12 protein-coding genes, 1 tRNA gene and 1 pseudogene are annotated in these 12,986 nt (G+C 60.3%); 10 read left to right on the top strand and 4 right to left on the bottom strand.

Features of this window, described 5'->3' with window-relative positions; genetic code table 11:
• Positions 1 to 28: 28 nt before the first annotated feature.
• Positions 29 to 2,392 (bottom strand): bifunctional diguanylate cyclase/phosphodiesterase, encoded by a 2,364-nt coding sequence (locus CN933_RS22720; protein WP_102762465.1) that lies wholly within the window; start codon positions 2,390 to 2,392, stop codon positions 29 to 31.
• 119 nt (positions 2,393 to 2,511) lie between these two features.
• The gene (locus tag CN933_RS22715; RefSeq protein ID WP_102762464.1) at positions 2,512 to 3,723 is read right to left on the bottom strand and encodes an ROK family transcriptional regulator; all 1,212 of its coding nucleotides are present in this window, start codon (positions 3,721 to 3,723) and stop codon (positions 2,512 to 2,514) included.
• Positions 3,724 to 4,108: 385 nt separating this feature from the next.
• Here CN933_RS22715 and xylF point away from each other — a divergent pair, with 385 nt between their 5' ends.
• The 5 genes from xylF (at position 4,109) to CN933_RS22680 (ending at position 8,855) form a co-directional block, all read left to right on the top strand.
• Positions 4,109 to 5,146 (top strand): D-xylose ABC transporter substrate-binding protein, encoded by a 1,038-nt coding sequence (xylF, locus tag CN933_RS22705; protein ID WP_102762463.1) that lies wholly within the window; start codon positions 4,109 to 4,111, stop codon positions 5,144 to 5,146.
• Positions 5,147 to 5,261: 115 nt separating this feature from the next.
• Positions 5,262 to 6,623, top strand: a complete 1,362-nt coding sequence (locus CN933_RS22700; protein WP_080636707.1) for a sugar ABC transporter permease — start codon at positions 5,262 to 5,264, stop codon at positions 6,621 to 6,623.
• A gap of 14 nt (positions 6,624 to 6,637) precedes the next feature.
• On the top strand, positions 6,638 to 7,423 hold the full coding sequence (locus CN933_RS22695; protein ID WP_102762462.1) for an ATP-binding cassette domain-containing protein: 786 nt from the start codon (positions 6,638 to 6,640) through the stop codon (positions 7,421 to 7,423).
• A gap of 181 nt (positions 7,424 to 7,604) precedes the next feature.
• Positions 7,605 to 7,681: transfer RNA gene (locus tag CN933_RS22690), tRNA-Arg, on the top strand.
• Between the two features lie 916 nt (positions 7,682 to 8,597).
• Positions 8,598 to 8,855 carry a hypothetical protein gene (locus CN933_RS22680; RefSeq protein WP_234841214.1) on the top strand — a complete coding sequence of 86 codons (258 nt, stop codon included), beginning with the start codon at positions 8,598 to 8,600 and terminating at the stop codon, positions 8,853 to 8,855.
• 47 nt (positions 8,856 to 8,902) lie between these two features.
• On the opposite strand, the gene CN933_RS22675 is transcribed toward CN933_RS22680, so the two are convergent.
• A complete protein-coding gene (locus CN933_RS22675; RefSeq protein WP_102762460.1) occupies positions 8,903 to 9,181 on the bottom strand; it encodes a hypothetical protein in 279 nt (92 codons plus the stop codon).
• Positions 9,182 to 9,300: 119 nt separating this feature from the next.
• Between CN933_RS22675 and CN933_RS32590 the strand changes: the two are divergent.
• The 5 genes and pseudogenes from CN933_RS32590 to CN933_RS32270 all read left to right on the top strand — a co-directional run bounded on the left by CN933_RS32590 (position 9,301) and on the right by CN933_RS32270 (position 11,245).
• Positions 9,301 to 9,689: pseudogene (locus CN933_RS32590) on the top strand (DUF6065 family protein).
• Positions 9,628 to 10,095, top strand: a complete 468-nt coding sequence (locus CN933_RS31335; RefSeq protein WP_127709502.1) for an amidohydrolase family protein — start codon at positions 9,628 to 9,630, stop codon at positions 10,093 to 10,095. Before CN933_RS32590 ends, CN933_RS31335 begins: the two are co-directional and overlap by 62 nt.
• 259 nt (positions 10,096 to 10,354) lie before the next feature.
• On the top strand, positions 10,355 to 10,657 hold the full coding sequence (locus CN933_RS31965) for an IS110 family transposase (RefSeq protein ID WP_245425136.1): 303 nt from the start codon (positions 10,355 to 10,357) through the stop codon (positions 10,655 to 10,657).
• Between the two features lie 70 nt (positions 10,658 to 10,727).
• A complete protein-coding gene (locus tag CN933_RS32275) occupies positions 10,728 to 11,111 on the top strand; it encodes a transposase (protein WP_280951617.1) in 384 nt (127 codons plus the stop codon).
• Positions 11,112 to 11,140: 29 nt separating this feature from the next.
• Positions 11,141 to 11,245 (top strand): transposase, encoded by a 105-nt coding sequence (locus CN933_RS32270; RefSeq protein ID WP_280951616.1) that lies wholly within the window; start codon positions 11,141 to 11,143, stop codon positions 11,243 to 11,245.
• Positions 11,246 to 11,648: 403 nt separating this feature from the next.
• Here the strand turns inward: CN933_RS32270 and CN933_RS22655 are convergent, their stop codons facing one another.
• Entirely contained in the window at positions 11,649 to 12,779 is a 1,131-nt protein-coding gene (locus CN933_RS22655; protein WP_102762459.1) for a Fic family protein, read from the bottom strand.
• Positions 12,780 to 12,986: the final 207 nt, after the last annotated feature.

Raw genomic sequence — 12,986 nt, 5'->3', positions numbered from 1 at the left:
TGCCCGGCCCTTTTCGTCTCATCGCGCTTCAGGCCCCCATCCGATGCGGCACCGTGGAGGATGATGAGGCCGCGTCCACGCTCGGTGCCAGCCCGGGTCGGCCGGTCAGAAAGCCCTGGATGTGCCGGCAACCCTCGTCGACGATGATCTGTCTCTGCCGCTCCGTTTCGACGCCTTCGGTGACGACCGGAAGGTTGAGGCTGTGGCCGAGCGCGATGATCGCGCGGATTATGGCATGGGCTGCCGGGTCCTTGTCGAGCGAGGCGGTGAAGCTGCAGTCGATCTTGAGCTTGTCGAATGGAAACGTCTGGAGATTGCTGAGCGAGGAGTGCCCGGTGCCGAAGTCGTCCATCACGATCCTGGCGCCAAGGAGGCGCAGCCGGACGAGAGTTGCGAGGACGTCGTCGCGGTTATGCATCAGCGCGGCTTCGGTGATTTCCAGTTCGAGCCGCCTCGGCTCCAGCCCCGTCCGCAACAGAATGGATTCGATCCGGTCGAAAAGGTTCGGGAGGAGGAATTGCACCGGTGAGACATTGACCGAGACCGGCAGCGGCTGGTGCCAGCGCACCGCCTCCATGCAGGCCTCTTCCAGCACCCATTCGCCGATCTGAATGATCGAGCCGCTCTCTTCGGCAATAGGAATGAACACATTCGGGCCGACGAGACCGCGATCGGGATGGCGCCAGCGCAACAGCGCCTCGTAACCGACGATCCGGTCGTCCCGCACATCGACAAGCGGCTGATATTCGAGGAAGAGCTGCCGCCTGACGACCGCATGCCTCAAATCGTTCTCGATCTGCCGGCGCGTGCGCACGGCTTCGTCCATTTCGGCGTCGAAGAAGCAGGCAATGCCCTTGCCGGTCTGCTTGGCCCGATAGAGCGCCGTATCGGCATTGCCGTAGAGCCGCTCCGCGGTGGTGCCGTCGCCCGGACAGATCGCTACGCCGATGCTGACCCCGACCGCCATCGGATCGCGCCGCGTATCCATCTCTTCCGAAAAGAGCTTGAGGATACGGTCCGCCAAGAGTCGCGCGGCTTCCGGCTGCGCCGCTCCGCTCTGGACGATGGCGAACTCGTCGCCGCCCAGTCGCGCGATCGTGTCGGCCTCTCCTGCCGCCGCCCGGAGGATATCGGCCACCTTCCTGAGGATACGGTCGCCTTCCCCGTGGCCGAAAATGTCGTTCACGGCCTTGAAGCGATCAAGGTCGAGACACAGGACCGCCAGCGCTTCATTGTGGTGGACGGCGGCGGCCAGGGCCTGTTTCAGGCGGCGGTCAAAGGAGCTTCGATTGGAAAGATCCGTCAGCGCATCGTGGTGAGCGAGGTGTTCTATCGTCCGTTCGGCATCCTTGCGCGCCGTCAGATCCCGCACGAAGATCACATCGCATTGCCGGCCCTTGTATTCGATCGTTCGGCAGACCCTTTCGACGGGCACGTATCCGCCGTCCGCGTGAAGGAGCTCTCCCTCGCTTGCCCCCTCTCCGGCGCCAAGGTCGTGCGGGCTGCGTCTTCCGGGCGCTTCGGCGAACAGCTCCCGCCGTTGCCTGCCGATGAGCTCGGCGGGCTTTCGACCACAGAGAGTGACGAATCGTTCGTTAACTTCGATGACCTCGCCGCCGCGAAGGATCACCATGCCCTCCAGCGAGGCATTGGCGAGCCCCTTGAGGTCCGTCAGGTGCCTGTCGACGAAGAGAGCGCCGAAGGCCATGAGAATGAGCGTGGTTGATGCGGCGATGACACCCCCCGCGAGCCAGAACGGATCGAAGACGTCCGTTGCCGCGACGCTCGGGTCGGGGATCAGGACGACGCCGTTCATCGACGTGAAGTGCAGGACGCATATCGCCACCACCAGAAGCAGGATGGATGCGGCGAGCCCGCGCACGCCGCGCAGCGCCTCGAACGAATGCAAGGCGAGCGTGGCGATCGACGTGCCGAGAAGAACGGCGGCGAAACTCGTTTCCGGATCGAATGCGACCCGTCCCTGCACCTCTATGGCACGCATGCCGGCCACGTGCATGGCGGCGATTCCGAGCCCGAGCAGCAAACCGCCCACGGCCGGAGCATGGCGCGAGCCTCCGGCCAGGCCTACCGAGAAGGCAATCCAGGACGCCGCGATCGCGACCGCGATGGAAAAGCTCGTGCCTTTGGCCCCATAGGCGATGGGGATTCCCCCGTCATAGGCGAGCATCGCGATGAAATGCGTCGACCATACGCCGATGCCGCAGGCAAAGGCGCAGACTGCAATCCAGAGGCGCCGCTGACTGCCTGCGCTGCGCCGGGCGCGCTCGAGAAGCAGCATCGTCGCGACGCTGCCGGCCAGACAGACGACCGTCGCCACCACGATCAGGCGCCAGTCATGATCATCGCGTATGCATGCAATCACTGAAAACATCGCCGTCCCCCACGCGGAAGACAGCTTGGCAACGAGACTCTAAATAACCGTAAATTGAAGTCTGCACAGCACTCGCGTCTGCCGGAACTCTGCGGCGCCGACCCGGCAGACCCGCCGCCTCACGGATGTCCTGCTGCTGCAATGTCGCCGTCGATCGCGCCGAGCGCCCGATCGATATGACCGTCGAAAACGAGCCGCTGCTCGTCCGGGACCACCCTTATCTGCGGCATGCCCTGCAGGCGGACCTGCAGTGATTGCGCGAGGCCCTCCTCCAGTCCCTTCTCCAGAAGATCGAAATAGCGCGTGCCCGGCCCCGTCACGAAGATCGGCATCGGCTCATAGAGACTGAGCATCCGCGAAATGCCGTTGCCGAGCGCCAAGCCGGCCTGGCGGAAGGCATAGCCGGCCATCCGGTTTCCCTGGCGCGCGCTCGCGGCGATCTTGTCCATCTCCGAAGGCGGAACGAACTTCGCCGGTATGGTGTCGGAGGGCACCTCGAAGGCCGTGCGCAGTATCCCGTAGAAGCCCGCTGCCGCCTCGATGCAGCCATAGCTGCCGCAGCGGCAAAGCCCCGCGGACGGCTGATGCAGCATGTGACCGAAATTCGGTGCCGAGACATCGAGCTCGCCGGACCTGCCCCTTCTGGCAAGCCCGAGGCCGATGCTGTGGCCGAGCGAAACGGCCGCAAGCGCATGGAAGCCGCTCTCGCTTTCCTCTTCTCTTACCGCGAGGGCGTGCGCCACCAACAGCGACTCGTTGCTGAGCATGATCCGCGCGCGCCAGGCGGGCCGGAGCAGTTCCACGAAGTCGAGTTGCTCGTTGCCGAAAACCGGCGACCAGATGAGCCGCGCGCCGTCGCCGGCCACGAGCCCCTTGCTGCTGATCGAAATGGCAAGCACCTCGTCCTTCGATATATTCGAGCGGACGAGCAGGCGTTCGAGCGCTGCTGCCAGAACCTCCCCGAAAACGGCGGTGCCGCGGAGGTCGTGGCTGCGCGGATCCTCGAAACGGTCGAGCAGGATGCCGCCATAGTCCGCAAGCGAATATTGCACGACGTCGGAGGAAATGCGCACGACGACCACGTAGCCGCAGCCGCGTCTCGGCTCGAAGAGAACCCGCGGGCGGCCGCGGCCGACCTGGACGTGCTGCTCGGTCTTGGCGATGATCCCGGACCGCTCCAACTCAGCGGTGATGACGGAGATCGTCGCCGAGGCAAGACCCGTCTGTGCCGCAATCTCCGTGTGGGAAAGTGATCCTTTACGGCGGAGCGCCGAGAGAACCAGGGCACTGTTCTGCTGACGCACAAGCTCGGTGCTGGATTTGGTCAGCATCGTTTACCCTTGCAGCGCCGCGCGCCCGACGAGGCGCTCGAAGGGCGCTGTCGCTCTTCAGGGTGCCGCATGTTCAATCCCTGAACCTGCGCGATCAATCGAAACATGCATCAGCGGTAGCGGGTCCCTCGAAGACATGCCCTTCCCAAAGCATTTGGCGGCCTGCAAGACAAGGCGCGTTCATGATTTACGCAGCGATTTCAACGTGCTGTGGCAATGATTCACACGCTGCGGCGGCCTTGTTGACAGCTTGCGGAAACTCTGACATTTATTTTCTCGACTGTCGAGAAAAAACGCGGCGACGCGATAGCGACAGCATCTGGAGGCTCGTCGGGGATGCGTGCGGGAGGTTCGTGCGCGCGGCCGGGCCATTTGGGAGGATAGGATGAAATCCATTTTGAAGCTGTTGGCGGGGGCTGCCATCATAACGTCCATGCATTCCGCGGCGATCGCCAAGGATCTGGTCATCGGCGTTTCGTGGTCCAATTTCCAGGAAGAGCGCTGGAAGACCGACGAGGCAGCCATCAAGGCCGCGCTCGAAGCTTCCGGCGACAAATATATCTCGGCCGACGCGCAGTCTTCCGCCGCCAAGCAGCTCACCGACATCGAGTCGCTGATCGCCCAGGGCGCCAACGCGCTCATCGTGCTTGCGCAGGACTCCGACGCAATCGGCCCGGCCATCGAGAAGGCAGCCGCCGAGGGAATTCCGGTCGTCGGCTATGATCGCCTGATCGAAAATCCCGACGCCTTCTACATCACCTTCGACAACAAGGAAGTCGGCCGCCTGCAGGCGCGCGAGGTATTCAAGCAGAAGCCGGAAGGCAACTTCGTCTTCATCAAAGGCTCCTCCGCCGATCCGAACGCCGATTTCCTCTTCTCCGGGCAGTTGGAAATCCTGAAGGAGGCGATCGACGCGGGCAAGATCAAAAACGTCGGCGAAGCCTATACCGACGGCTGGAAGCCGGAGAACGCCCAGAAGAACATGGAGCAGTTCCTGACCGCCAACGACAACAAGATCGACGCGGTCGTGGCCTCCAACGACGGCACTGCCGGCGGCGCGATCGCGGCACTCGACGCCCAGGGCCTTGCCGGCTCGGTTCCGGTTTCCGGCCAGGATGCCGACAAGGCTGCGCTGAACCGCGTGGCGCTCGGCACGCAGACGGTTTCGGTCTGGAAGGACTCCCGCGAGCTCGGCAAGAAGGCAGCCGAAATCGCCGTGGCGCTTGCCGGCGGCAAAACCATGGACGAAGTCGAAGGCGTACAGACCTTCAACGGCGGGCCGAAGGGCGTCGCCATGAAGTCCGTCTTTCTCGCGCCGCTGGCGATCACCAAGGACAATCTGAACGTCGTCATCGACGCCGGCTGGATTTCCAAGGAAGAAGCCTGCCAGGGCGCCAAGAGCGACGTTGCTGCCTGCAAATAACCGCAACGACATGGCCGATCTCTGATCTTCAAGAGCGCCGCAACGCACACCGTTGCGGCGCTCTTGCAAGGTGCGAAGCGGACCGAACGACATCGACAGATAAGTGGGGGATGGCATGGCCATGGCCGACATCACAAAAGCCAACCAGACAGGGGCCGATCAGATACCGGGCACGCAAGCCGGCCGCGCCCGCACGACGGACGAAAACCCGGTGAAACGCTTCTTCCGTGCCACCGAAATCGATACCCGGCTGCTCGGCATGGTCGGCGCGTTGGTCATCATATGGCTCGGTTTCCAGGTGATGACCGGCGGACTGTTCGACGGTCTGTTCCTCAAGCCGCGCAACCTGTGGAACCTGACCGTCCAGACCTCGTCCGTCGCCGTCATGGCGACCGGCATGGTGCTGGTCATCGTCACCCGCAACATCGACCTCTCGGTCGGCTCCGTGCTCGGCTTCTGCGGCATGATCATGGGCGTCCTGCAGGCGCAGGTCCTGCCGCAATATCTCGGGCTCGGCCATCCCGCCATCTGGGCGATCACCCTTGCCTGCGGCATCGCGGTCGGCGGCGCCATCGGCGCGCTTCACGGATCGATCGTCGCCTTCCTCAACGTTCCCGCCTTCATCGTGACGCTCGGCGGCCTCCTGGTCTGGCGCGGCGCCACCTGGTTCGTGACAAGCGGCCAGACGGTTGCCCCGATGGACGCCACCTTCCGTCTCATGGGTGGCGGCACCGAGGGCTCCATTGGCGCGACGGCCAGCTGGATCGTCGGCTTTCTCGCCTGTATCGCCATCGTCGGCGCCATTTTGAATTCGCGCAAGCAGCGCAAGCGCTTCGGCTTCCCGCTGCGCCCCGTCTGGGCCGAGTATTTCCTGGCAATCCTCGGCTGCGCTCTGGTGCTTGGCGCCGTTGCCGTGGCCAACCATTATTACTGGCCGGTGAATATCGCCCGCAGATATGCCGATGCGAACGGCATCGCCTGGCCGGACGGCGGCCTGCAGATCTCGCACGGCATCGCCATTCCCGTTTTGGTGGCGATCGTCGTCGGTATCGTCATGACCTTCATCGCCACCCGCCTGCGTTTCGGCCGTTACGTCTTCGCGCTCGGCGGCAACCCCGAAGCGGCCGAGCTCGCCGGCATCAAGACGCGCTGGGTCACCGTCAAGATCTTCACGCTGATGGGCGTGCTCTGCGCCATTGCGGCGGCCATCTCGACGGCGCGCCTCAACGCCGCGACCAATGCCCAGGGCGAACTCGACGAGCTCTACACGATCGCTGCCGCCGTCATCGGCGGGACCTCGCTGGCCGGCGGCGTCGGCACCATCGCCGGCGCGATGATCGGCGCGCTCGTCATGCAATCCCTGCAGTCGGGCATGGTCCTTCTGGGAATCGATACGCCCTTCCAGCGCATCGTCGTCGGCGTCGTGCTCGTCACCGCCGTCTGGCTCGACACCGTCTACCGCGCCCGCGCAAAATAATCAGGAGTTCGAACATGACTGAACAACGCACTCCGCTCGTGGAAATGAAGAACATTTCCATCTCCTTCGGCGGCATCCATGCGGTGGACGATGCCTCCGTCGACCTCTATCCGGGCGAGGTGGTCGCCCTCCTCGGCCATAACGGCGCCGGCAAGTCGACGCTCATCAAGATTCTCTCCGGCGCCTACAAGCGCGATGCCGGCGAGATCCTGATCAACGGCGAACCGGCCGAGATCAACAATCCGCGCGACGCCAAGAAATACGGCATCGAGACGATCTACCAGACGCTCGCCGTCGCCGACAACGTCGACGCTGCCGCCAATCTCTATCTCGGCCGCGAACTGCGCACCCCCTGGGGCACGCTCGACGACGTGGCGATGGAAGCCAAGGCCCGCGAAGTGATGGGCCGGCTCAACCCCAACTTCCAGCGCTTCAAGGAACCGGTGAAGGCGCTCTCCGGCGGCCAGCGGCAATCGGTGGCGATCGCCCGCGCCATCCTCTTCGACGCCCGGATCCTGATCATGGACGAGCCGACCGCGGCACTCGGGCCGCAGGAAACCGCGCAGGTCGGCGAGCTCATCAAGCAATTGAAGCGCGAGGGCATCGGCATCTTCCTGATCAGCCACGACATCCACGACGTCTTCGACCTCGCCGATCGCGTCTCCGTCATGAAGAACGGCCAGGTCGTCGGCCACGCCCGCACCGAGGACGTGACCAAGGACGAGGTGCTCGGCATGATCATCATGGGCAAGGTACCCCCCAAGGCCGTCCCCGGCCCCGGCGCCATGCAGATGGCGTGAGGTGGTACAAACCCGCCAATGCCGCGTCGACGGGCGCGGCATTTTCTTCGCAAAAGCCGCCTCCCCCAGGCACCAAACGCAAATTTCCGCTGCAAACCCCGTCAATCACCATTGAAGCGGCGCGCAAGCTAGGCTAAGAACCGCACACAGCCTGCTTCGGCGGCCCTGCCGCCAAACGGATGCACCCGTAGCTCAGCTGGATAGAGTGTTGGATTCCGATTCCAAAGGTCACAGGTTCGAATCCTGTCGGGTGCGCCAATCTTTTCAACCCCTTAGGGAAGATTTGCAGAACTATAATAAAGCGCAGGAAGCACCGGCAATCGCCTGAGAACAAGCTCATCTCTAATGACATCGGAGATGACGAACTCATTTCTCTCTCAAAGGCCGCAGAGATTTTCTTCCGGGGGGAGCTAACATAATCCTCTCTTCGAACGGAAGCCCGCAAGGGTAATCTGGAAATCGTTCGCATCGCGAACAAGGACTTTGTCATGCGGAATGCCATCAGGCGCATGGTCGAGCTGTGCAAGCTACCTTCTCCAGCGAGCTCGACGGCAACACCGCAAACCATCTCTGCGAAAGAGGCTGCCCGGCTCCGGCTCGCAGCACTAAAGCGGCAATGAGTAGGCGCGTTCAGACAAGCCGACCTGGAGCGGATTCTTCAGACGGCCAAGAAGGCCGGCGCTGTTGTTCAGGTCCACTTGAGGACGCTGCAGGTGAAGATTTTGCCGGCATCCGACGGAGCATTATCTGTCAACGACGGATTCGCGCCGGACGGAAAGGAGAACTGGAATTGACTGTTGAACCGGTTGCTCCCCCGCACCTCAGCAATGTCATCGCGTATTCTTCGTTCTCGGTATCGTGTATTTCGCTCGCGAGCTATGGGCACCCGCCGCCGCTTTTAACTGGTGGGTGCGGGTGGTTTGGCTCATTTGGATAGCCGTATGGGGCGGCTATCATCTTATCAGAACCATGCGAGCACGGAACGAACCGACCGTGTGAACCGACTTGATCGGCAAGCGCACTCCATTCACGCGATTGTTTTCTCCCGTCACACGTGAAGGTATAGACCTCGCGAGGTAAATACCCTAATTTTTTACGGGTGAAATGTTGCGGGAAGCCCTATCGGGTTTGGAGACGGTGCCAATTGATCACGTTGTCGTACGGAACTCTCGCGTTGAGCCTGCTTGGCACGGCGCTGTTGACGGTAATTCTCTTCAACAGAGTTTTAGGGAAGAAGCATAAAGCAATCCAAGAGCGCCTTGACGTGCTTTCCGAAGAGCTTTCCGAAAGCAGGGCTCAGATTGAGGGGCAAAAAGAAGAGTACGCCCTCTTGTCCAAGATAGCGAAGGAAAGACTTCATATCATCGATGAGTACCAAGACACGATCAACGAGTTGACGAACAGCAGTAGAGTGTTGAAGAGCAGCACTTGAAATGATTGGCGATTACCGCTCATAGCTCCCGGCTTCGGGGGCTTTATTTATTCCGTGACCAGCGCAACCAATTTGCGCTCAACGACACAAGCTTCGATGGAGCTAGTTTCCTCGTTCAGAATGCGAAGCAACGTTTGCTGATCGGGCATCCGCACCAAACAGCGGTAAATTGCCATGGCTTCATGCTCGTCGTCGGGATCACCCTCTTTCAATTCTTGACGTTGCTCCAACGCGGCGGCTCGGCATTCCTCAAGCGTTTCCGCAAAGTAGAGCAACTGGTCATTTGGCGGTGAAATCTGATACGCGTACAACGTTACATCTTCCATTCGAAGCGATACCTCTTTCAGTAATCACGCGCGCAGGTATAGTCCAAATGTGGGCATTGGAAATTGTTGAATCCTACAATTAGCACGGGCTGAAATATGAACCGCGCCGTAGTATCGATATGAGAATACGCCGCCTTAGAAGGGAAGCGTCTCAGCCTCTAACGCCCTACACCTTCACGATGAACTGGCAGTTCACCCGCGCGGCGCAGCGCGTCTATTTCGAGGAAGGCGAACCGTTCTGCCACGTCTTTCGGTGGCGCGACGGGAACTCGAAAACCTCGATCCGCGGATGGCTAGGCTCTCGGAGAACCCTGAGCTCGAGGCCGAACACGCGGCATGGGCGGCCGGCCGCTTCCAGTTCAACGCTACGCTGTCCAATCCGGATTCCGAGGCGGCGAGGAAGAAGTGGCAAAAGACCTATTTTCGAGGGAAGTATCCCTCGGGCGATGATGCGCCCGACGACCATCGAAGCAAGCTTCGGCTGGCGCCGTTCAGGGCAAAACGATAGGCACGGTGGAACCGGAGGATCAGGGCGATCGATCATCTGGAGAAATTCTCCTATTTTTCAGCTGGCGAAGAAGTACAGGCTCAAGACAGCTTGGGGCACGGACATTCTGTCCAACCCCACGATGACCAAACATCAGGGCGCCATCCTCGCCACGATGTCCCGTTGGTATTCGAATGACGAGATCCTCACTATGGCGACCAGCTCGAATGCCGCATTGCTGGCGATGTCCTGCCCGCGCAATCCTTATCCCGGTAGGATCGGTGTGATCGAAGCGGATGCTTATGCTGATATCCTCCTCGTCGACGGCGACCCGATCGCTGACATCAAACTGATCGCCGATCCGGATGCGAACCTGAAGATTATCATGAAGGATGGACGCATCTATAAGAATACGCTGACAGCATAATGGGAGCTGCGCGGATCAGGTGTCCCTGATCGCAATTGAGAAGCGGCCCTGACCCTCTTCAGCAAATGTGTCGCCGGCGACATCCTTATGGTCTTGGGTGGGCCCCCGGCCAATGCCGGAGAGCACGGCGACCAAGCCGTCATCTACACCACACCACCACATAGCGTAATCGCTCAGGGCCTAGCCTTCGAGGCGGCGGCTCTCCACACTGTCCCTTGTCAACTGTGTTCAGTGTGCCGAAGCGATGAGGAGAACCGCCATGAAGTATTATGCCGGACTGGATGTCAGCCAGCAAACGACCTCAATCTGCATCGTTGATGAGGAGGGCAAGACTGTTGCCGAACGGAAGATGGCATCGTGCCCAGAGGCGATTAGTGAAGCGCTTGAGCCGTTCGCGGTAACCCGTGCAGGACTGGAAACCGGTCCCCTGTCGGTCTGGCTATGGAATGGATTGAAGGAACGCGGCGTTCCCATCGTCTGCATGGATGCTCGCCATGCCAATGCGCCCTTAAAGATGATGCCTGCCAAGACGGACCGCAACGACGCCATTGGCCTGGCGTAGATCGTTCGTACGGGTTGGTGCAAGAGCGTTCATATCAAGTCAACGGCAAGCCACGAAGCTCGGGCACTCCTTGCCACTCGTAGCCAAATTTGTGCGAACCCGCTGCGACCTGGAAAACCAGATCAGAGGTGTCCTTCGCACCTTTGGTATCCTGTTTGGCAAACGGGTTGGTGGGTTCGTCAAGCGTGCCGAGGAAATCATCGATGGCGAGCTCGATGCGTCGCCAACAATCCAGGCTGTCGTGGAAGCATTGATGCGGGCACGTGCCAACATCCTTGAGCAGATCCGTCATCTCGAGGCGAAGGTTCGCTTGATAGCGCGGCAGAACAAGGTCGTCAGACGGCTGATGTCGGTTCCTGGTGTGGGAGTTATCACTGCGCTCGGCTTCGCCGCAACCATTGATGATCCGACACAATTCAAACGATCGTCCAGCGCCGGGCCTACCTTGGTCTAACACCTCGCATCTATGCCTCCGGTGAGACGATGAGATCCGGGCGCGTTTCGAAACGGGGCGACGACTTTCTCCGACGCAGCCTGTATGAGGCAGCCAATGCGCTGCTGACGCGTATTCCGCGGTCCTCGCTTTGAAGAGCTGGGGGTTTCGCATCGCGCGGCGTGGCGGCTATCGAAAAGCTAAGGTAGCTGTAGCCCGAAAGCTGGCCGTGATCCTTCACGCAATGTGGATATCGGGTGAACCCTTCCGTTGGTCATCGCAAGAGCCGGGCGATCTGGCATCATTACAGTGATGTCCATGATTAGCTGAGATCAGCGAGATCGTCCGGTCAGGACGATGGCGCGGTCAAGACCGATCCCAGGAATGCGATGCTGTCTGATACAGGCAACCGCGAACAACACATTGGTCGACCGAGCCTATCCAACGCCATGATGAGGCGGCCAAAGTGCCGACCTCGAAGAGAACCATGAGCCTGACCTGTGACGCCCTCGGCGATCAACTTGACAACCGCGATTAGAGAACTCCCGGGACACGATCTCATCGTGAGCCGACCTCCTCACTATCGGCATCGATATTGAGGTGGTAGCGCGTGTAGCGGCGTTCTCCCGTTCTGGTCAGTCCGCCGATTTCCACCAACTCGTGCAGATCACGCGTGGCGGTCGCGCGTGACGCCTTGGTGATGCTGATGTAATTTTCAGCGCTCAGCCCACCCTTGAAACCGTTGATCCCCTCGCGGAACATGCGGGCAATCGCTTTGCTTTGCCGCTCGTTAAGTTGGCCGCCAAGCCGCCCGTAAAAATGTGCTTTGGCAATGTAGAAATTGACCCGCCGCATCGTGGTCTGTTGGGCTTCCAGAACCGTTTGCGCAAAATAGACGAGCCAGTCGGTTATTTCCGTGCCTTTGTTACTCGCCTCAAGCATATCGTAATAACGCTTTCGGTTCCGCTCGATGGTAAAGGCCAGAGAAATCAGGCTGGGTTGCCCTAGGCTTTGCGCCAGAGCCTTTTCAGAGAGCGCACGCCCTATTCGGCCATTGCCGTCCTCGAACGGATGAATGCTCTCGAAATAGATATGCGCCATCCCGCTGCGGATCAGAGGCGATAGTGGTGCATCCCCATCAGGTGCCGTCCGATTGAACCAGGCAATGAACCTCTCCATCTCGGTCGGTATCTGTTTGGATGGCGGTGCTTCAAAATGGATTTTGGGCCGGCCGATACTACCCGATATCACCTGCATCGGGTCGCTATGGGCGCGGTACGCCCCGATGGTTTCAATGCGCCGCTCCCCGGCCATGACCATCCTGTGCCAGGCAAAAAGCGCCTCGTCGGAAAGCGGATTGGCAAAACCTTGATAGAGATCGACCATCATTTCCGCGATACCGCGCTCTTGCGGCGGAATATGCTGGTCATCGATACCGAGACCAAATTGATTACGGAGTGAGGATTGCAGGCTGTCGCGATTGAGCATCTCACCCTCGATTTCCGAGGTTTTCAAGGCTTCATCGCTGATAAGCTCGATGCGGAGCATGTCTCGCTCATCCGGTCGGATATGCCGATACGCACCAATGAATTCGCCCGAGCGCAACAGGAATTGCTTTTCGAGCGGTTCAATCGCTGCCGCGTCAAACGTGAGTTTTGGCCAATTGACCTGCTGCCAGTTCCAGATCATGAGTTATAGGGCGCCTTTTTATAACTCACAATACCAACAATATTTGAGTGATAGCAAGCTATTCTATCGCTCAACGGTGTTAGCATTACAGTTGCATATTTATCTATGATCTGAATCCATGGGTCTCCATGATTCGGAGGTCATGGATGGCAGGTGCATCAATCGAGACGACGCTTGAGCTTTGGGCATCATCGTTGCGCGACGTGA

It is taken from the genome of Sinorhizobium sp. M4_45, from assembly GCF_002885915.1.
GTDB lineage: Bacteria > Pseudomonadota > Alphaproteobacteria > Rhizobiales > Rhizobiaceae > Sinorhizobium > Sinorhizobium meliloti_A.
The sequence above is the reverse complement of the archived record's forward strand: the minus strand, read 5'-3'. Positions and strand labels throughout refer to the sequence as shown.